The sequence below is a fragment of the Streptomyces sp. NPDC042102 genome, from assembly GCF_055582305.1.
In genome coordinates this window covers 963,495-983,052 of the sequence record NZ_JBVJDL010000001.1, presented here as the reverse complement: position 1 = coordinate 983,052, position 19,558 = coordinate 963,495, and the positions used below count along the sequence as shown (strand labels likewise).

General features: G+C 74.5%; 17 protein-coding genes. 4 read left to right on the top strand and 13 right to left on the bottom strand.

Features of this window, described 5'->3' with window-relative positions:
* The first annotated feature begins 46 nt into the window (after window positions 1–46).
* Together ACZ6KO_RS04115 and ACZ6KO_RS04110 are read left to right on the top strand one after the other, a co-directional pair.
* The gene (locus ACZ6KO_RS04115; RefSeq protein ID WP_469301530.1) at window positions 47–1,324 is read left to right on the top strand and encodes a sensor histidine kinase; all 1,278 of its coding nucleotides are present in this window, start codon (window positions 47–49) and stop codon (window positions 1,322–1,324) included.
* A complete protein-coding gene (locus ACZ6KO_RS04110; protein WP_469299677.1) occupies window positions 1,312–1,995 on the top strand; it encodes a response regulator transcription factor in 684 nt (227 codons plus the stop codon). Before ACZ6KO_RS04115 ends, ACZ6KO_RS04110 begins: the two co-directional genes overlap by 13 nt.
* Window positions 1,996–2,011: 16 nt before the next feature.
* On the opposite strand, the gene ACZ6KO_RS04105 is transcribed toward ACZ6KO_RS04110, so the two are convergent.
* The 6 genes from ACZ6KO_RS04105 to ACZ6KO_RS04080 form a co-directional block, all read right to left on the bottom strand.
* Window positions 2,012–3,172, bottom strand: a complete 1,161-nt coding sequence (locus tag ACZ6KO_RS04105) for a glycosyltransferase family 4 protein (protein ID WP_469299675.1) — start codon at window positions 3,170–3,172, stop codon at window positions 2,012–2,014.
* A 75-nt stretch (window positions 3,173–3,247) separates the two neighbouring features.
* Window positions 3,248–4,078, bottom strand: coding sequence for an FkbM family methyltransferase (locus ACZ6KO_RS04100; RefSeq protein WP_469299673.1), 831 nt, complete (start codon window positions 4,076–4,078; stop codon window positions 3,248–3,250).
* Window positions 4,075–5,361 carry a glycosyltransferase 87 family protein gene (locus tag ACZ6KO_RS04095; protein ID WP_469299671.1) on the bottom strand — a complete coding sequence of 429 codons (1,287 nt, stop codon included), beginning with the start codon at window positions 5,359–5,361 and terminating at the stop codon, window positions 4,075–4,077. The genes ACZ6KO_RS04100 and ACZ6KO_RS04095 overlap by 4 nt, the downstream gene beginning before the upstream one ends.
* Window positions 5,362–5,494: 133 nt before the next feature.
* Complete coding sequence (locus ACZ6KO_RS04090) at window positions 5,495–6,013, bottom strand: toxin-antitoxin system, toxin component (protein ID WP_469299669.1); 519 nt, start codon at window positions 6,011–6,013, stop codon at window positions 5,495–5,497.
* Between the two features lie 63 nt (window positions 6,014–6,076).
* The gene (locus ACZ6KO_RS04085; RefSeq protein ID WP_469299666.1) at window positions 6,077–7,321 is read right to left on the bottom strand and encodes a DUF6545 domain-containing protein; all 1,245 of its coding nucleotides are present in this window, start codon (window positions 7,319–7,321) and stop codon (window positions 6,077–6,079) included.
* Window positions 7,322–7,514: 193 nt separating this feature from the next.
* Window positions 7,515–8,252: an SDR family oxidoreductase gene (locus ACZ6KO_RS04080; RefSeq protein ID WP_469299665.1), complete on the bottom strand. Its 738-nt coding sequence runs from the start codon at window positions 8,250–8,252 to the stop codon at window positions 7,515–7,517.
* 92 nt (window positions 8,253–8,344) lie between these two features.
* Here ACZ6KO_RS04080 and ACZ6KO_RS04075 point away from each other — a divergent pair, with 92 nt between their 5' ends.
* Complete coding sequence (locus ACZ6KO_RS04075; protein WP_469299663.1) at window positions 8,345–9,232, top strand: LysR family transcriptional regulator; 888 nt, start codon at window positions 8,345–8,347, stop codon at window positions 9,230–9,232.
* 85 nt (window positions 9,233–9,317) lie between these two features.
* Here ACZ6KO_RS04075 and ACZ6KO_RS04070 read toward each other — a convergent pair whose 3' ends face one another.
* From ACZ6KO_RS04070 to ACZ6KO_RS04045, 6 genes are all read right to left on the bottom strand, one after another.
* Window positions 9,318–10,235, bottom strand: a complete 918-nt coding sequence (locus ACZ6KO_RS04070; RefSeq protein WP_469299660.1) for a C40 family peptidase — start codon at window positions 10,233–10,235, stop codon at window positions 9,318–9,320.
* Window positions 10,236–10,278: 43 nt separating this feature from the next.
* The gene (locus tag ACZ6KO_RS04065) at window positions 10,279–11,304 is read right to left on the bottom strand and encodes an SPFH domain-containing protein (RefSeq protein WP_469299658.1); all 1,026 of its coding nucleotides are present in this window, start codon (window positions 11,302–11,304) and stop codon (window positions 10,279–10,281) included.
* Window positions 11,305–11,509: 205 nt separating this feature from the next.
* Window positions 11,510–12,028 carry a hypothetical protein gene (locus tag ACZ6KO_RS04060; protein WP_469299654.1) on the bottom strand — a complete coding sequence of 173 codons (519 nt, stop codon included), beginning with the start codon at window positions 12,026–12,028 and terminating at the stop codon, window positions 11,510–11,512.
* 93 nt (window positions 12,029–12,121) lie between these two features.
* Complete coding sequence (locus ACZ6KO_RS04055; protein ID WP_469299652.1) at window positions 12,122–13,168, bottom strand: SCO0930 family lipoprotein; 1,047 nt, start codon at window positions 13,166–13,168, stop codon at window positions 12,122–12,124.
* A 174-nt stretch (window positions 13,169–13,342) separates the two neighbouring features.
* Window positions 13,343–14,794 (bottom strand): NADH-ubiquinone oxidoreductase-F iron-sulfur binding region domain-containing protein, encoded by a 1,452-nt coding sequence (locus ACZ6KO_RS04050; RefSeq protein WP_469299650.1) that lies wholly within the window; start codon window positions 14,792–14,794, stop codon window positions 13,343–13,345.
* Window positions 14,791–15,804, bottom strand: a complete 1,014-nt coding sequence (locus tag ACZ6KO_RS04045; RefSeq protein ID WP_469299648.1) for a hypothetical protein — start codon at window positions 15,802–15,804, stop codon at window positions 14,791–14,793. Before ACZ6KO_RS04045 ends, ACZ6KO_RS04050 begins: the two co-directional genes overlap by 4 nt.
* Before the next feature lie 460 nt (window positions 15,805–16,264).
* Here ACZ6KO_RS04045 and ACZ6KO_RS04040 point away from each other — a divergent pair, with 460 nt between their 5' ends.
* Window positions 16,265–17,755, top strand: coding sequence for a PucR family transcriptional regulator (locus ACZ6KO_RS04040; RefSeq protein ID WP_469299646.1), 1,491 nt, complete (start codon window positions 16,265–16,267; stop codon window positions 17,753–17,755).
* 416 nt (window positions 17,756–18,171) lie between these two features.
* Here the strand turns inward: ACZ6KO_RS04040 and ACZ6KO_RS04035 are convergent, their stop codons facing one another.
* Complete coding sequence (locus ACZ6KO_RS04035) at window positions 18,172–19,551, bottom strand: DUF1996 domain-containing protein (RefSeq protein ID WP_469299643.1); 1,380 nt, start codon at window positions 19,549–19,551, stop codon at window positions 18,172–18,174.
* Window positions 19,552–19,558 lie beyond the last annotated feature (7 nt).

The window sequence follows — 19,558 nt, the reverse complement described above, 5'->3', positions numbered from 1 at the left end:
TCGGTGGCAGACCATGATCCGACACGACCTCCGGGAGGACACCACCATGACGGTCGCCGTCTGGGAGGCCCTGCGGCGGCACCCCGCGCGTTTCCCGATCACCGCCTGGCCGCTGCGCGCCTGGGCCTTCCTGCTCAGCGGCACGGTCCTGGGCGCTCTGGTGCTGATGCTCTTCGTCGTGCTGCTCTTCGTCGGCCTCGGGCTGTCGGTGTTCGGCATCGGGCTGGTGGTGCTGATGGGCGCCGCCGTGTACGGGATCCCGGTCGCCGCCCTGGAGCGGCGGCGGCTGCGCCTGGTGGAGCCGGAGCCGCTGCTCGACCCGCACGGCTCGCTGCCCGGCACCGGGGCCCTGCCGTGGCTGCGGACCCGGCTGCGGGAGCGCGCGACGTGGCGCGAGCTGGCGTACACGCTGATCTTCGGGGTGGTGTTCACCGCCACCGGGATCGGTTTCACCGCGTTGCTCGGCCTGTCGCTGATCCTGGTGGCGACGCCCGTGATCGTGTGGGCGATCGCCCCCGACACGGTGATGCTGATTCCCGGGCAGCCGATCTCGGATCCGGTGGCGGCCCTGCCCGGCACCGCGGCCGGGCTGGTCGGGCTGCTGCTGTCGACGTACGCGGGCGCGGCGCTGGCCGGGGCGCAGGTGCGCATCGCCCAGCTGCTGCTGTCGGCCCGCGAGGAGGACCTCAGCAGCCGGGTCATCGAACTCACCCGGTCCCGGGCCCGGCTGATCGACGCCTTCGAGGCCGAGCGGCGCCGGATCGAGCGGGACCTGCACGACGGCGCGCAACAGCAGCTCGTGGCCCTGTCGATGACCCTGGGCCTGGCCGAACTGGAGCTGCGCGGACAGGATTCGCCCGCCTCCCCGTACCTGGCGCGGGCCCGCGCCGAGGCGCGCCAGGCGCTGGAGCAGCTGCGGGGCCTGGTACGGGGTCTGCATCCGCAGGTGCTCACCGACCACGGGCTGGCGGCGGCCGTCGCCGAACTGGCGCTGCGCAACGCCCTCCCCGTGGCCGTCGACATCGAACTGCCGCGCCGGCTGCCCTCGTCGGTGGAGACGATGGCGTACTTCACCATCACCGAGGCGCTCACCAACGCGTCCAAGCACAGCGGCGCCGACGAGGTCGCGGTCGTCGGCCGGCTCAAGGGCGACAAGCTCGTCCTGCTGATCACCGACGACGGCCGGGGCGGCGCCGACCCCTCCGCCGGGACCGGTTTGCAAGGATTGGCCGACCGTGTGGCCATTTTGAAAGGCAGGCTCATCGTGACCAGTCCGACCGGCGGACCCACCCAGCTGCGCGTGGAGGTCCCGTGCTCCGTGTAGTACTCGCCGAGGACGCCGTCCTGTTGCGCGCCGGGCTGGTCGAGCTGCTGTCCCGGGTGGGACACGAGGTGGTCGCCGCCGTCGGCGACGCCGAGGAGCTGGCCCGGGCCGTGGACGCGGACCGGCCGGACGTGGTCATCACCGACGTACGGATGCCGCCGGACTTCCGCGACGAGGGGCTGAAGGCGGCGCTCGCGCTGCGGGCCCGGCACGCGGGCCTGCCGGTGCTGGTGCTCTCGCAGTACGTCGCGACCGCGTACGCCACGCAGCTGTTCAGCGGGATGTCCCCGGCCGAGGGGGGCGGCGGCCTGGGCTATCTGCTCAAGGACCGGGTCGGTGAGGTGTCGGAGTTCCTGGACGCGCTGGACCGGGTCGCGGACGGCCAGACCGTCATCGACCCGGAGGTCGTACGGGTGCTGCTCCAGCAGCAGAGCGCCGACCGGCCGCTGGCGCGCCTGACGCCGCGCGAGCGGGAGGTGCTGGCCCTGATGGCGGAGGGCCTGAACAACCAGTCGATCGCGCAGCGGCTGACGGTCACGGAGGCCTCGGTGGTCAAGCACTCCGGCAACATCTTCATGAAGCTGGACCTGGACCCGACCGAGGGCAACCGCCGCGTCCTGGCGGTCCTGGCCCACCTCCGCGGCGAACACCCCCCGGGCCACCCGGCCTGACGCGGCGCCCGGCACGTCAGTCGGCCTGCCGGGGCGGTACGGTCACCCGGTCGTCGGCGCCCGGCGTGAGCAGCCGCGTCAGCAGCTGCGCCGAGGCCTCCCACGACCAGGTGCGCTCCACCCAGAGCCGGCCGGCCTCGCCGGTCGCCGCCCGGTCGGGGGAGAGCAGCTGGTCCGCGATCGCGCCGGCCACGGCCGCCACGTCGCGGCCGTCGACGACCGTGCCGGTCACTCCGTCGAGGACGGTATCCGGCGCGCCCCCGGAGTCGCCGACGACCACGGGCAGTCCGCTGGCCGCGGCCTCCAGGAAGACGATGCCGAGCCCCTCCGCCTCCAGCCCGGCCTTACGGGTCCGGCACGGCATCGCGAACACGTCGGCGGCCGCGTAGTAGCGGGCCGTCGACGCGTGGTCCTGGCCACCCGCGAAGACCACGTGGCCGTCGGCGTGCCGCGCGGCCAGCTTGCGCAGCCGTTCCTCGTCCGGCCCCTGACCCACGATCACCAGGACGGCGTCCGGCACCGTGCGCCGGATCAGCGGCAGCGCGCGGATCAGGGTGTCCTGGCCCTTGCGGGGCACCAGCCGCGATACGCACAGCACCACCCGCCGGCCCGCGATGCCGTGGGTGTCACGCACGTCGCGCGCACAGCTGGACGCGGGCCGGAACGCGGCCGCGTCCACGCCCGGGACCAGCCGCACCAGTTCGGCGCGCGGTCCGAGGGCGGGGGCGATGCGCCGCCGCGTGTACTCGCCGAGGTAGGTGACCACGTCGACGTGGTCACCGATCCGGCGCATCAGCCGGCGGGCCCCGGGGGTGCGGGCCCACCAGATCTCGTGGCCGTGGGTGGTGGCGACCATGCGGCGGATGCCGCCGCGCCGCAGCGCCGGCGCCATCGCGGCCAGCGGCGCGGCGGCCCCGAACCAGACCCGGTCGCAGCCGTGGGCGCGGGCGATCTCCAGGGTGCGGCGGGTGACGCGGGAGGTCGGCAGCAGCATGCGGCTGGGGTCGCGTATCACCGGGAACGGCAGGGTCGCGTCGTACGCGGCGGCGCCGGGCTCGCTGGAGGTGTAGACGACGACGTCGTAGTCCGGGACGCGGGTCGCCATCGCGTGGACGAAGGTCTCGATGCCGCCCTGGCGGGGCGGGAAGTCGTTGGTCACGATCAACGTGGTGCTCATGGCGGTCGTCGCTGCCTCGGGTTCGAAGGGCGGGGAGGGTGGGGAGGGCGGGGAGGGTGGGGAGGGTGGGGAAGGTCAGGCGGTGAAGAGGTAGTTGCGGCAGTCGTCGCTGATCCGCGGGACGGCGGTCCACCGGCCGCCGGCCCGGCGGTGGGCCCGGTAGCCGTACCCGCCCAGGTGCCGTAGCAGGTCGTCCGGGCGGGCGCCGTACTTCGCCAGGTGCCGGCCCTCGATCTCCAGCAGGAGGGTGGGCCGGTGGCGCCGCAGGGTGCGCGATCCGCCCTCCAGCACGGCGAGTTCGGCGCCCTCGACGTCGGCCTTGACGAAGTCGATCCGGCGCAGCCGCTGCTCGGCGGCGAGCTGGTCGAGGGTGCGCAGCGGGACCGGCACGGGGCGGGCGCTGCGGAACTCCGCGTTGGGGCCGGGTCCGTCGGCCCCCTCGGTCAGGTAGGCCCGGCCGTGCACCGGCAGGCCGCGCCGCCGGGGCAGGCTCAGCGTCCCGTGTCCGGAACCGGCCCCGAGCGCGGTGCGGTGGACGGTGACGTTGCCGGAGCCGAGCAGCCGGGACGCGGTCCGCAGCCAGCGGGCGGGGCCGGGCAGCGGCTCCACGCTGTGCACGTGGCCGGGCGGGCCCGCGAGCGCCGAGAGCACCCAGGTGTAGAGGCCGTACTCGGCGCCGATGTCCACGCAGACCGCCCCGGGCCGAACCAGTTCGCCGAGCCCGGCGACCTCGCTCTCCACGAACGGCAGCCGGGGCGCGCCCCAGCGCAGGGCGGCGGCGACGGCGGCCGTCCGCCGGGACCGGCCGCGCGTACGGGGGTCCTGGCGGCCGGGGCGCGGTTCCTGGCGGCCCTCGTGCCACCCGGTGTCCCGGGCCGCGGTGGCGCCCGGCCGCCACGGGCTCATCGGGCACCCCCGGCCGGCAGCAGGGCGGCGCGGTCGCCGGATCCTGCGGCGCCGACGCGTACGGAGTCGCCGGTACGTCCGGAGCCCGCGCGTACGGAGCCGCTTCGGGCGCCCGCCGGGGCCCGCCGGCGCTCGTCGGCGCAGGCCAGCCGGGCCCAGAGCACCAGCAGGACGGGCAGGGCGAGGTAGCCGAACCGGCCGGCGGGGGCCAGCAGGAAGGCCAGGCTCAGGCCGGCGGCGAGCCGGTCGGCTGCCGCGACGAGGTCGCGGGGCGGGCGTACCACGAGGGAGACGGCGACGGCCAGACCGCCGGCCAGCAGCAGCGCGACCGCCGCGTACCACCCGGCCGGGCCGAGGTCGGCGAGCAGCCGGCCCGGGAGCGGACTGCTCGCGGGGGTCGGGAACGGGCCGCGCCCGGTGGGGAAGGCCAGCACCTGCTCGGCCATGGCCCGGGGCGAGAGCACCGCGCTGGGCAGGACCGCCGCCGCCGTGCCGGCGAACGCGACGAGCGCGCACCGTACGGCGGCCCGGCGGCCGGCGCCGTACCGGAGCAGGGAGAAGGCGACCGCGACGGCGGGGGCGGCCGTCCACTTCAGGGAGCAGGCGGCGGCCAGCGCGAGGCCCGCGGCGACCGGACGGTGCCGCGCGGCCAGGGCCAGGGCCAGGCAGAGCAGCCCGACGAGCGGCAGGTCCACCCCGCTGACGGCCAGCGGCAGCGCCACCGCGGGCGAGGCGATCACCACGCCGACCGCGAAGCCGTACGGGAACTCCCCCCGCCGGACCGCGGTGGTCGTCCGGGAGCCGCCGCGCAGCACCCGGCGCCCGCCCCACAGGCAGGCCAGGAACGCGGCCGCGCACCAGAGCCGGGCGTCACCCAGCAGCCGCGGCAGCGGTCCGTCCGTGCCGGACAGCGCGCGCGGCAGCCCGAACAGGGCCATCCCGGGCAGGTACGGGGTGACGTCGACGACCGTGCGCGGTTCGGCGAGGTACGGCGTGGCCTGCTGGAGCAGCAGGCTGCCGGAGCGCTCGATCACCGCGACCTCGCTCTGCGCGCCACCGGTCAGGACGAGGTAGAGGAAGGGCACCACGACGGCCCCGGCGGCGGCGAAGGCGAGAGCGGCGGTCCGGGCCCACGGCCGCGACCACGCGAGGCCGGCGACGGCCGCCGAGCACAGGTATCCGGCGGCGGCGCAGGTCCCCCAGAGCCGATGCGTGTCCAGGGTGGAGACCAGCGGGAACGCGGCGGCCCAGCCGGCGGCGACCAGCCACCCGACGCACCACAACAGCCCGCAGTGTCCCGCCCGGTGGGCCCGATCTACCTGATGAGTAAGCACTCATCCATTGCAACGGGACGCACCCGTCCCGGTCATGACGGCCAGGTCGAGACCTGATGGTCGGGTTTCCCCTACCCCGCGATCAGCCTTTCAGGGAGGCCCAGATGCGGCCGGCCACGCCCGACGCGGGGGCCCGGCCGCGGCGGCTGCCCTCCAGGTAGGGGCGGAACTTCGCGGCCAGCATGCGGCCGAACGTCTCCGCCCGCCGCTCCTCGTCGAGATCCACGTGCGTCCGGGCGGCGACGTGGGCGACGGCTTCGGCCAGGCTCCACCGGTCCCCGAGCATGCGCGCCGCCACCGCCGCGCCGACGGCGCTGCCGTGGTGCGCGCAGCCGCCCTCCTTGCGGTGCCACAGTTCGTGGCCGAAGATCACCATCTGGTGCAGTGGTGTGGTGTTCTCCTCCACCGCGACGACCTCGAAGTCGCCCATGTCGAGCCACAGTCCGGTGACCGTGTCCGGGGGGAACGGTTCGAGCATCAGGCGTACCTCGCGCCCGTCGCTGTCCGTCAGGTACGTGCAGATCGCCTGCATCAGGGCGACCGACGTGTCCGGCAACGGCCGGGCCACCCCCGTGAACAGCTCGTCCCGGTGTCGCTTCATCTCGCGGGACATCCCCACCGCGTCAGCCCTCTCCTGCCGTTCACCCCGCCCCGTCCGGCCATTCTACGGGGCGGGCAGCGCGCGGGAGATGCGCACCATGAGGTCGCCGTACTCGGCCTCGGCCGAGCGCAGCGCGTGGGCGGCCCGCCGGCTCTCCTCCTCACCGGCGGGTGCGGTGCGGGCACGGGCGTCGGCCGCCGCCGCCAGCATGGCGGCGAAGCCGGCCGCCACGGCGTCGGGACGGCGCATTCCGCTGTGCACCGCCTCGCGGTAGGCCCGTTCGCGTATCCCGTCGGCGCAGTAGGGGCGCAGCTGGAGGATCCAGTCCTGCACGTTCGTCATGCGGTCGACCAGACGCTGGTCGGGCCCGGAGTACCAGGGCGTGGCCAGCGTCAGCGCACTCGGGCCGGCGGAGGTGGGCGGACGGACGACCCGCTGGAGCCGGGCGAGGGCGAGGAAGGTCCGTACGGGGTGGACGATCCGCTGGTCGAGCCAGGGGCCGAGGACGGGAAGGAGGAATCCGGCCGCGACGACCAGGGTCCAGACGGAGATGAAGGCGCCGACCCGTTCGTTGAGCACGTCCCAGTCCCGCCCCGTCCAACGGGCCACGACCACGGACAGTTTGACCACGCCGAAGGTGAGGCTCGCCAGGAACCCGGCGACCAGGACGTACAGACCGGCCCGCAGCCAGCCGTTCTCCTCCGACGGCGCGTCCGCGGGCCCGGAGTTCCCGGCTTCCCCCGTGTTCCCGGTGTTCGCGGTGTTCGCCGTACTCCCGGTGTTCCCGCGAATGGCGAAGGCCCAGTTCCAGCACACCGCCGTGGCGGCGGCCGCGGCCACGGTGTGCGCGAGCAGGTAGAGCAGGAGCATCTCGCGGATGAACGGGGTGGTGGCGTAGTAGGTGTCGAAGTCGCGCGGCCTCTCGTCGGGCACCTCGCCGAGGAGGAAGCAGCCGATGACCGCCGCGACCACGACCCCGTGACCCAGGATCCAGCCGCGCACCCGCCGCCGGGTCCCCGCCCGGCCCCCGGTGTGCCCGCGCCAGTTCTCCATCAGCACCAGGCAGGCGCAGGCGTGCGCGCACAGGATGCAGTGGACCAGCAGGGCCGAGAAGTTGCTGATGCCGGTGAGCCGGTTGACCACCGTGATGGTGGGCGGGGCGGAGAAGAAGAAGCCCGCGCCGTGCAGCAGGATCAGGGTGTTCACGGTCCGGACCAGCGGGCTGCGCCACCCCCTCACCAGGGCGGGGAGCTTCACCAGGAGTACGGCTCCCAGCGCGGCCGCAGGCACGTAGAAGTTGACCCCCACCGCACACTCCCCCGCGCCTGCGCCCACCGATGATCCGGACGTGTGACCGTAACATCCGTTAGCGCTGTGGCCGGAAAAGTTTGCCGGGTCGCGGTTTCCGGTGCGGTGCATCGCAAGGCGGAGGGCCGCGGCTCGTACTGGACGTACTTGAGATGGTTGTCCAGCCTGTTTGTCGTCCGCGGCGGGTTCGTGATCACCAGGGGACGACGCCGTCGTCCTCGAAGAAGGAACCGGTCGGGCCGCCGTCGGGGAGGGTGGCGAGCCGGATCGGGGTGGCTGCGCCCTGTGCGGGGGTGCGGGGTCCGTGGAAGCCTGTGAAGTCGGTCGCGACCAGGCCCGGGCAGGCGGCGTTGATGAGGATGTTGGTGCCGGCGAACTGTCGGGCGTACTGCAGGGTGAGGGCGTTGAGGAAGGATTTCGACGGTGCGTAGGCCGCCATGATGGGGCCGATCTCGGTGTCCGGGTCCGCCTGTCGGGTCAGGGAGCCGACGCTGCTGGAGACGTTGACGATGCGTGGGGAGGCGGAGCGCCGCAGCAGTGGCAGCATCGCGTTGGTGACCCGGACGACGCCCATGACGTTGGTGTCCACGACGGTGCGGAGCACTTCCAGGTCGAGCGTGGTCGGCTCCTGTAGCCATCCCGGGCCCATTTCACCCGGGATGCCGGCATTGTTGACCAGGACGTCCAGGCGTCCGGCCAGTCGTTCGATCAGTTCCGCGGCGGCGGTGACGCTGCGGTCGTCGGTCACGTCCAGTGGTACCCCGAACGCGTCCACGCCGGCGGCGCGCAGTTTGCCGACGGCGGTTTCTCGTCGGGTCGCGTCGCGGGCTCCCACACCGACGCGGTAGCCGAGGCTGCCCAGTCCGGCCGCGATCTCGTAGCCGATGCCCTTGTTCGCGCCGGTCACCAGCGCGGTGGTCGTTTCGCTCATGCCGATGATGTTGGCCCGTGGGCGGGTGGTGCGGCCAACACCGGTACGGTGCACTGTCATACCCGGCGGGTATCACCGCGTATGCTGCGGCCGTGGACACCCTGGAGACCCGCGAGTTGAGGTACTTCGTGGCTGTGGCCGAGGAGTTGCACTTCGGCCGCGCCGCCGAGCGTCTCGGCATGGCCCAGCCGCCGCTGTCGCGCGCGATCCAGCAGCTCGAACGGCGCCTGGGGGTCTGTCTGCTGGAGCGTAACCGTCGTGGTGTCCGCCTGACCGGTGCCGGGGAGGTGCTGTTGCAGGAGGGCCGGGCAGCTCTCGACGCGGCCGCTGCCGCCGTCCGCCGCACCCGGCGCGCCGGGGGTGCCGACAGTCCCGGCGGCCCCCGCGGTCGGCTGGTCCTCGCGGTGAAGGCCGCCGCGTCCCACGAACTGTTGCGGAAGCTTCTCGACGCCTACGCTGCCGAGCCCGACAGTGCCGAGATCGAGGTACTGCCGTGTGGCATTTGCGAGCAGGAAGAGCTGCTGCGCGACGGACGCGCCGATGTCGCGCTGATGCACACGCCGTGGAACTCCCTCACCGGGTTCGACAGCGAGGCGCTGGCGGCCGAGGGGCAGGTCGCCGTCCTGCCTGCCGGGCACCCCCTCGCCGCCCGCGAGACCTTGTCCCTGGCCGATGTCAGGGACGTCCCCGGTCTGCCGCTCGCCCGCTGGCCCACCCGCGGCACCTACGCACCCGGCCCTGGCCCCGAGATTCACAACCAGACACAACTGGCCCAGCTGATTGCCCTCGGACGCACCGTGGCGGTCGTCCCCGACTCCGCCCGCTCCTGGCTGTGGGCCGAGCACGCGGCCGTTCCCTTGGCCGACGCACCTTCCGTCGTGACCCACATCACCTGGCCCGCGCACAGCCGCTCCCTCGCCCTGGCCGGCCTGGTCCGCACGGCCGTACGGCTATGGCCAGGTCAGAACGCGAAACAGTGAGAATCCGACGACACGCGACCGACACACTGACGACAGATCACTTGGACACTGTCATCTCTTTCGGAACCTACATCCGGTCACGGCGCTAGCCGACGCGGCCGTACAGGTTGGGGGCGTAGGCGCTGAACGACGAGACACGGACGTGCTCGCCGGGGCGCGGGGCCTCCAGGTACTGGCCGCCGCCCAGGTAGACGGCCACGTGGTGGACGCCCGAGGCGCGGCCGTTGCTGGACCAGAAGACGAGGTCGCCGCGGCGGAGCTCGGACCGGGAGACGGGGGTGGTGGCCCGGTACTGGTCGTCCGCGACCCGGGGGAGGGTGATCCCCGCGTTCCGGTACGCCGCCTTCACCAGGCCGGAACAGTCCCAGCCGTGGGGGCCGTTGCCGCCCCACACGTACGGGTCGCCGAGGTGGGCCATCGCATACGAGACGGCCGCCTCCATGCCGTATCGCACCGGGGTGCCGGAGCCGGAGCCGCTTCCCTGGCCGGATCCGTGGCCCCTGTCGCCGTTCGCCGGGGGGCCGGGCTGCGCCGACGTGCCGGTGTGGCGCTCGTACTTCTCCTTGTGGCTGGTCCACCACCACTGGCCGGCCCGCTCGTACCAGTACACGCGGTCGGCCGGGTCCCACCCCTGCCGGCCCCGGAACACCGGCTCGGAGGTGCGGGGCCCCGACGGGGCCGTGGCCGGGGGCTGCGGCTGGGGGTTCTGGCCGGACTTCGCCAGGTACCTGCCGTAGTGCGAGGTCCAGCGCCACCAGCCGGTCTCGTCCTTGTACCAGTACTTGGAACCGTCCCAGCCCGCCCCGCTGGGCGCCGGCTCGGCGGACGCCACACCGGCGCCCGTGCCCGCCAGTACGGCCGCACCGACCGCCGCCACCACCGCGCCGCGCAGCGTGCAGCGGGTGCGGTCGCGGGTGGCGGTGACGGCAGTGACGGCGGCGTGTGCGCAGCCGGCGCAGTCGCAGTGGTCGGGCCTCTCCTCGGTGAACTCGGGTGCTCGCATGGCTCCGTCCTTCCGCTGTGGGGGTGTTGGGGGGAACGGTGGTTCAGGGGGTGTCGGCGGCGGGGCCGCGCGCGGTGTAGAAGGCCACGGTCAAGTCCTTGACGAGGGCCTTGCGTTCGTAGTCGTCCAGGCTCACGAGGCCGCGGGCGGACATCCGTCGGACGGTGTCGTCCACGGCGTCGATGACGGAGGTGAGCACCGCGTCCCGGTTGCGGGCGTCGATCGCCGCGACGCGGCGGCGCTGCATGGCTCCGGCCACCTCCGGTGCGTACTCGACGCGCACCGGGCGGGCGGAGAACACCTCGACGCCGACGGCCCGGCACTCGGCGGCCAGCAGCCGGGTCAGCTCGTCGCCGACGGCGTCCGTGTCGCGCAGCGTGGCCGGTCCGTCCGGGCCGAAGGAGTCGGCGGGCAGCCGCGACAGCACCCGCGCGGTCACAGATTCCACCTGCTCCCGCAGGTAGCGGACGTGGTCGTCGACGGCGAGCAGGGCCCGCGAGGTGTCCCGCACCCGCCAGACGACCAGTACCACCGCCCGCAGCGCGGTGCCCTCGGCGTCCACGACCGGCAGGGGTTCGCTGCGCCAGTGCCGCAGCCGTACGTCGATCCGGGTGAGGCGGCGGAACGGGAAGGTCCACAGCAGGCCGGTCCGCCGGACGGTGCCCCGGTACCGCCCGAACCGGGTCAGCGCGGCGGCCTGGCCGGCCCGGACCCGCCGCAGCCCGGCCAGGGCGAGCAGCGCGGCCGTGAGGCAGCCGGCCAGGCCCGCGGTGGGCCACGCGTCCGCGGCGAGGGCGGGGCGGGGCACCCCGTACCGGAGCACCAGCCGGGCCGCCACGGCCCCCGCGAGGGCCGCCACGAGCAGGGCCCACCAGCCGGAACAGGCCCGTGCCGGCCGCTCGGTGAGCTCGAGGTCGAGGACCGGTGGCAGCGTCCGGCGCTCCGCCCGTACCCCGCTCCGGTCCCGGGCACCGTCCTCGGCCCGCACCCGCGGCGGCGCCGCCGGTACGGCCGGCTGCTCGGCGGTCTCGGCCTCCGTCTCGTCGCGGTACAGCGGTCCGAGGATCACCGGAGCCTTGTACGGCTTCACCGACGCCCCGGGTACCCGTGCTCCGCCGGTCCGGATCCCGGTACGGTTCGACGTTTCCGGCACGGCCACCCCACAGTTCGGCGAAAGATCATCAACGCAGAACGATCTTCGCGGAACCGGACAAGTCGACCGCACGGCAAACGTCCCGAAGCGGCGGGACTTCCGTCCCGAACTCCGCACACGGTCAGGACCCCGGGCCGTGTCCGCCGCCGTGGGAGTCGCCCGACTCGACGGTGCCGCCGAGGCGGTCGCGCAGGGGGGCCAGGGCTTCGGCGGAGGCCGCGGTGACGATCCAGCGGTCGCCGACGAGGTAGGTGCCGCCGTAGTTCCGGGCCTCGGCCAGCCAGGCGCGCATGCCCTCCTCGGCGGTGAAGGTGAGCATGCGGTAGGCGTCCTTGCCCGTCCCGCAGGCGCCCTCGCGCAGTTCCTCGGCGTCGACCGTGATCTCGGCCGTGCAGCCAGCGGCGGCGGCGATCTCCTGCACGGTGACGGTGCGGCCCCCGGACTCACGGCCCGCCGCCGCATGTCCCTGCGGGTGCCCCGGCGCGGGGGACGCGGTGGGAGGGGTCTCGTGGTCCGCCGCCCCGTGCGCGGGACCGGAACCCCGCCCGTCCCCGGCGCAGCCGCCGCACAGCAGGGCGGCGGCCAGCACGGCGACGGCGGGCAGGCAGTGGCGGGCGCCGATACGGGACGGGTGGGACACGTTTCCCTCGCAGGGGTCGCAGGACCAGAGAGTGGGGGTCCGGGTGGACCAAGGGCCCGGGGTGGGCCGGGGGTCCGGGGCCGTCGTGCGGTCTCAGCCGGTCGCCTTGGCCTTCTTTCCGGCGTCCGTCACCGCGAACCACAGCCCCTGTTTGTTGTGTCCGTTGGTCTGGCCCGGCGCGGTGTCACCGGTGAACGAATAGACCGGCCAGCAGTCGATCGTCAATTGTTCGGTCCCGTCCGGCCGCTTCACCGTACCGATCCATTCCGCCGGAATTCCCGACACCTTCGACTTGTCCACCGGAGCGGCCGGCTTCCAGGTGTCCGTGCAGGAATCGAGGCAGCCGATTTTCATCGGCCAGGCACTGTCCTTGTCGAAACGGTAGAGCGTACGTCCCTGTCCGTCCGCGAGAATCCTGCCGAGTTTCGCGTCGTTCACCACGGCGAGTCCGGCGCCCGGTGCAGCCGCGCCCTGCCGGTCGACGGCCTTCCCGCCGTCGGCCGCCAGCGCGTGCCAGGTGCCGCCGACCCCCTCGCCCTTCGCCTCGCCCGGCCGGGTGTCCTTGGCATAGCGGTAGACGGGCCAGCCGGCGAGGGTCAGCTGCTTGGTCCCGTCGGTGCGGACGACCTCGCCGAGCAGGCTCGCGTCGATGCCCTCGGCGACCCTGGCGTCATCGGCCGGCACCGGGGGCCAGGCCGCGGCGCAGTCGCCGTCGCAGGCCGATTTGGCCGGCTGGGCGGTGTCCTTGTCGAAGCGGTAGAGGGTGGCGCCGGCGCCGTCGGTGACCACGCTGCCGACGGCCGGTATGTCCCGTACGGCCAGCTGCCCGGCCGAGCCGCCCTTCCCGGCGGCGGCACCCGACCCGTACCCCGCTCCCGACCCGTACCCGGACCCCGATCCGGAGCCCGATCCGGAGCCGGACCCCGATCCGGAGCCGGAGCCGGAGCCGGCGGACGGGTCCGCGCCGTATCCGCCCGCGCCATAGGGCGACCCGTATCCGTTTCCCAGCGCCTTGGCCCCACCGGCCGGCTGCGCGGAATTCACATTGCGGGTGCCGTCGCCGTCGCTCCCGCAGCCGGACGCCAGCAGCATGACGGCGACGACCGAACCGACGGCCGCCCCTCGACGCTTGTTGTTCACGGTCACTCCTTCGTTGTCGGCCCGGCGCCTCGACGCCCTCGCCCTCTTCATTCCTCACCCCCATTCATAGGGCCTGCCGGGGCCATCGAATTCGAATTCCCGGGAATTTGTCAGATCGCGCCAAAGCAGGAACTCCGCATGAACTCGGGACGGCGGCGGCCGCTCACCGGGCGTTCATTCCTGGATGCGCAGGGCGAGCGCGGGACAGCGGCGGACCGCGCGCAGCGCCTTCGGCCGCAGCCGGCCGGGCACCGGCATGACCCCCTGGGCCGGGAAGCCGTCGGCGTCCAGCCGGACGACGTCGGGCAGCAGGTCCACGCACAGTCCGTGGCCCTTGCACAACGTCCAGTCCACGACGAGCCGTTCGGGGTTCTCGTCGGCCGGCAGCGGCAGGGCGCCCAGCACCCGGCGGCCGCAGCCGCTGCCGAGCGCGTGATCGCGGAACTCCTCCGGGAACACCGCGAGCGCGGAGGCCACGAAGGCGGACGTGCCGTCGGGGTGGCTGCACGCGCCGCGGCCGCGAACCGCCCGCATGCGCGCCTGGACCCCCTCGAGCGCGGCCCGGCCGCCCCCGCCGACCAGGTTCTCCACCGCGTCGGCGAGCGAGGGCAGACCGCGTACGCACGGCCCGCACTGGCCCGCCGACTCGTCGGCCATCCAGCGGGTCACACGGGCCACTTCGCCGACCGGACAGGTGTCCTCGGGCAGCGGCAGGACGGCGCCGGCGCCCAGCACCGCGTCGAACCCGGACAGCGACTGCCGTGAGAGCGCGGCCGAGCGGGCCGCGCCGGGCCCCAGCCAGCGGCCGTGGTAGCCGCCGACCAGGACGCCCTGGCCGGGCCCGGAGCCGCACAGGTCCAGCACGTACGGCAGCGAGGTGCCGGTGGGCACCTCGACCACCGTGGCCCCGCCGACCGTCAGCAGGAGGGTGCCGGGCTCGGCGGGCAGTCCCACGGCCCGGTACTCCGCCCCGCCGAGCCGCGCGGCGACGGCGAGCTGGGCGTACGTCTCGGTGTTGGACAGCAGGGTGGGCACCCCGCCCAGGCCCCGCTCGCTGGTGCGGACCTTCTGCCCGGAGGGCAGTGTGGGCCCGCCGTCCAGCCCGCGCACCATGGCGGTGCCCTCGCCGGTGACGAAGCGCTCGGGCAGCAGGGTGACCCGTACCCGGCGGCCCGCGGGGCCGCGTTCGGCGACGGCGGCGCGCACCGACTGCTCCACGTCCTGGCGGGTCACCCCGACGACGACGTCCTCGGCGCCGAGCGCGCCGGCCGCCAGCAGGGCGCCGTCGAGGACCAGGTGCGGGACGTGCAGGAGCAGGGCGGTGTCCTTGAGGCAACTCGGTTCGCCCTCGCTGCCGTTGACGACGACGGCGGTACGGCCGCCCTCCCGCGCCCGGGCGGAGCGGGTGACCGCCCGCAGCTTGCGGGCGAAGGGGAAGCCGGCCCCGCCGCGGCCGCGCAGGTCGATGTACTCGGTGAGTTCGACGAGTTCGTCGACGTGGTAGGCGGGCACCTGGCCATGTACGCCGAGGTGCCCGGCCCGGTCGAGCCGGGGGGCGGTGTCGAGACCGGCGAGCAGCCGGGGCTGCCCCACGCAGCCGAGGGCCGGGCGCGGTACGGGGTTCACAGCCGCCCCCGGATCCCGTCGAGGGGTTCACCGCCCCGGTCCGGGGCCGGCTGGAGCCCACTGGGGACGAACACCGCACCGTACGGCGGCTGTCCGGGCCAGGGCGGCGGAACCGGCCGGGCGGCGGCGGCCGGTCCGGTGAGCCGGGCCACGAGCTGCTCGGTGGGTGCCTGGGCGGGCTGCCGCACGAAGGGGCGGGGGGCCCGCGGCGGCTCCGCGGGCGCCGACCGGGGTACGGACGGGGCCGGCGCGCCGGCCGGCCTGGCGGGCGCCGCGAGCAGCCGCGCCCTCAGCCGTACGACGAGCACGCCGGCGACGGCGACCACGCACAGGGCGTAAGCCACGGTCACCCAGGCACTGGCGGCGCGGCCGGCCTTCAACCCGTGCACCAGGGACGCGCCCCACGCGGGGTAGGCGCCCATGTGCAGGGCCCGCCACCACAGGGAGCGGCCCTTGGTGGCGAACGCGCTGCGCACGGCGCCGGAGACCGCCACGGAGACGAACAGGTAGCCGGCCAGGGTACCGAGCCCGATGAGCACGGGCCGCTCGCGGTCGGCGAAGGGGAGGACCGCGGCCGCGGCGGAGGTCCGGCTCTCCGCGATCTTGACCCAGACGTGCAGGGCGAGGAAGCCCAGTCCCGCCACGGCGAGGCCGCGGTGCGCCCCCTGGGCGACGATGCGGTGGCCCGAGGTCAGCAGGGTGCGGTCGGTGGCGGCCAGGCCCCACAGCACGGCGGAGGTCAGCGAGACGAGCGAGAGGACGCCCGCGCCGTAGTCCAGGAACTCCCACAGGTTCGTCAGGGCACCGGCCCGGGCGGCCACGATCAGCGCGACCAGGGCGGCGAGGGCGGCGACGCACAGGGCCGCGGGGTGCGGACCGCCGCCGGCGGAGAGCAGGGGCGGCCGCCGTACGGCCCGCCGTCCCGCGGCCGCTGCCGCGGCCGCGCCGGCATGGCGTCTGGTGCGGCGGGCCCGGTGCGAGCGGGGCGTGCGGGTATGGGGCAGGGGCATCGAGTTCTCCCATACGCCCGGGTTCGCGAGCACTCCACCTCGCGCTCGGCGCCCGGGGTAGTCGTCGGAACTGCTCGGCGGCGGGCGGTAGTTGTCCGCGACGCCGACCGGGAGCGGGGGCCGGAGTGTTGAAGCATTGTGGAGCTTCGCAACCCCTCCACAGGATTTATCGAATCGTGACAAGTTCTTGCGGCCACGGCATCATCACCTCCAACACCACCGGAAGATGCCCTTCCAGAGGTGCGGTTGCGACAGGACGGACGTCTTGTCCTCCGCCACGGGTCCCGGCGGCGCGTCTGCGCGCCATCCCGGGACTGCAAGTGGATGGCACGCTCCTGGAGGGAGTACGAGGTGCACGACTCCCCCGTCGGCACTGGCGCCGGTGGGGCGGCTGACCCGCCTCCACAGGCCTGTCACCCTCCCGCGGAGCGGGCCATACCCCGGCATGAACGAGGTAACAATGTGCGAACTTCTGAACCGCATCTGGGCCCGCCCCCGCGGCGAATGGACCCGGGTCCTGCGCAGGGAACTGCCCGCGCTGGCCGAGGGGATGGTGGAGGAGCTCCGCGAATCCATACCCGGCTTCGCGGAGCTGATCGAGGACACCGGCGACGAGGTGGTCCGGGAGGCCGTGGAGGCGGCCCTGCTCGCGGCCCTCGGATACGACGAGTCCGCGGCGCGGGGGCAGCAGCCGTGCCCGGACGCCGCCACTGACCACGCGGCGGCCGCCGCCCACGGGTCCGGGCGCCCCGACGAGGGCCCCGGCCGCGCGGCGGAGACCGGCCGCGCCCGGGACCGGACCCCCGGCCGGGACCGCCACTCCGGCCCCGAGCGGGACCTTCCCGGCCACGAGCAGGACCGCTCCGGCCATGAGCGGGACCGTCCCGGCCGTGAACGGGACCTTCCCGAACACGAGCAGGACCTGCCCGGCCACGAGCGGGATCACCCCGGCCACGACCACGACCACGACCGGCACACCGGCCGGGTGCTGGGCCGGGACCAGGGGCGTGAGCCGGACCGGGACCCGGGCCGGGTTCTGGACCGGGACCACGAACGCAAGCACGGCCGCGACCGCGCGCCGGGCCTGATCCCGCGCCAGCGGCCACGGATCGCCCCCGTGACCACCCTCCCCACGGCGGCGTTCGGCGGCAGCGGCCCCGAGTCCGCCCGGCGCGAGCTGTTCACCGTCCTTACGAGTGACATGACCATGCCTGACCAGGCGCTCGCCGAACTCGCCGCCGCGGCCGGCTGGCCGCTCCCTGCCGCGATCCGGGCCATCGCCCTGGCCACCCCCGGCGAGACCCAGCAGCTGGCCTCCGTCCTGGACGACGGCCTCGCCGGCATGGTCGGCGGCCAGCCGTGCCTGCTGGTCCCCAGCCCCGACCCGGATGCCCGCGCCGCCCTGGAGGCCGCGCTGCGCGGGCGGTTCGCCGCCGTCGGCCACACCGTCGCCCTGCGCGACACGGCCTCCTCCCTGCGCTGGGCCCTGCGGCTGCTGACCCTGACCCCGGCCCGCTCCGCCCCCGACGCACGGGCCGTCTTCGTCGACGACCACCTCTCGACCCTGATGCTGCTCCAGGACGAGCCGCTGGCCCACGCGCTGGCCGCGCGCTGGCTGCGGCCGCTGGCGAACCTGACCCCGCGCCAGAGCGAGCGGCTCGAAGTGACCCTGCTGGCCTGGCTGGAGGGCGGCGGCGCCCCCGAGGCCGCCAAGGCGCTGAGCGTGCACCCGCAGACCGTGCGCTACCGGATGCGGCAACTGGAGAAGCTCTTCGGCCCCGGGCTGCGCGACCCGCGCACCCGCTTCGAACTGGAGATGGCCCTGCGCAGCCGCCGCCTCATGGCCCAGGTACGGCGTCAGCACTCACGGGTGGGCCGCCGGGCGCGCGCCGTGGCGGCCGACTTCCGCCCGCTGGGCGTCGGCCGCATGGCCCGCGTCAACGGCCTGTAACCCGGCCCGCCCCGCAGATCCGGCTCCGGCCCCTCGTCCGCCCGCACGGCGGCCGAGGGGCCGCTGCCGTTCCCGTACCGGCACCCGCCCGGCGCAGCCGCCCGCCCGGCCGCCCGGGTCCCCGGGGCTCCGCACCGGACCGCACGGGGGGGCGGGGCAGGGGGTACAGGGTCCGGAAGCCGGCCCCGTACGACGGAGACCGGCCCGTACCCGGAGGGCCGGACCTCACGCGGGAAGCCGGCCCGGTACGACCGGAAGTCGATGCCGTACGGAGGCCAGGACGCCGTACGCCGGGCCCGGGCTCCGTACGCCGGGCCGGGGAACGCGAAAGGTGCCGGCCCGCGGTCTGCTGCGGGCCGGCACCGTTCTCGGGGCGACGCGGGGGGAGGTGGGAGGACGCGCGCCGCCCCGAGGTCTCAGCGGCAGGCGCGCCCGCCGTTGATGCAGCGCACCGCGTCGCCCATCAGCCGGTCCGACATGACGTTGATGAAGTCGCCGTGATCGGTGACGGGCTTGTGCAGCTGCTCGGGGAAGCTGTCCACCGCGAACCGGGCGCCGGGCTGCACGCCGTAGGTGATCCGCTGCACGAGCTGCGGCACCGCCTTGAACCCGGCCGGGCAGGCGCCGTTACGGCCCGCGAAGGCCACGTGCGTACGGTGGTTGGCGCTGTCGATGTTCTTGCCGTCCCAGCAGCTCTGGAAGGTGAACGTACGCACCACGTCGCTGCCCTTGGGGCAGATCGGGTACTTGTCCTTCAGCTGCCGGTTCTCGAAGCCGGTGCAGCTCCACGAGGCGTTGGCGTTGCCGGGGCCGTTGGTGAACGCCTTGGCGTCGCCCGTGATGATCCGCAGGAAGCGGGGCATGGCCGCGACCCGGGAGACGGGGCTGCCCTTGAACTCGATCGTGACCTGCTTCGGTTTCAGGATGGTGCCCACGTTGGCGTCCAGGCCGCCGCCGGGCGCGTTGGCGTCCCGCTCGGCCCGCCCGTCCCGCAGCCGCAGCACCGGCCAGTAGTACGTGGACTGGTCGCCGTTGGTGCACGTGGTTCCGGAGGCGGCCAGGCTGTTGTTGGTGGAGAAGGCGTCGGTGGTCTTGTTGCCGACGTAGTCGTGCATGTGGTGGGCGCCGTTGCTGACGCCGGGCGCGACGATGACGTTGTCGGGGTTGAAGTGGTTGTTCTCGTTGCGGCCGCAGTTGACGGAGAACGAGCCGGTGGACGCCCCCGGACCGCGGGCGGGGGTACGCACGTTGGGGCGTACCGTGCCGATGGCGACGAAGTCGCTGCGGGCCGGGCCACCGCGGTTCTGCCCGGCGGCCGCGGCGGCGCTCTGCCCCTTGGCCGCGTCGGCGGACACGTCGGCCGGGTCGGCGGCCGGGGCCTGTTTCATCGCGCAGGCGCTGAGCGTGTCCAGCCCGGTGGGACGGGCTGCGGCCTTGCCTATGGTGTCCGACAACTGACCGATCGTTCCGGCTCGTTGGTCTTTCAGCCGGCCGAGCAGGGCACCGCCCTGTGCCTGCCCCGTGGCCAGCTGCCGGTAGGCGTCGGCGATCTGGGTGTCCAGTTCGGCGAGGTTCTTGTCGACCTCGGGACGGACCTGGCCGGGCACGTCCTTCAACTGGTCGCCCACGTCGGGGCAGTCGATGGTGGCGGTCACGGGCGCTCTGCGGGAGTCCTGCCCCGCGGAGGCCTGCTGGGCCAGGATCACGACTCCGCCACCGCCCAGGACCAGGGCGGACACCAGGGCGACGGCCTTGTACGACGGCCGGAGTCGGCGTGTGCGGCCCTCTTGCCTCATGCGATCA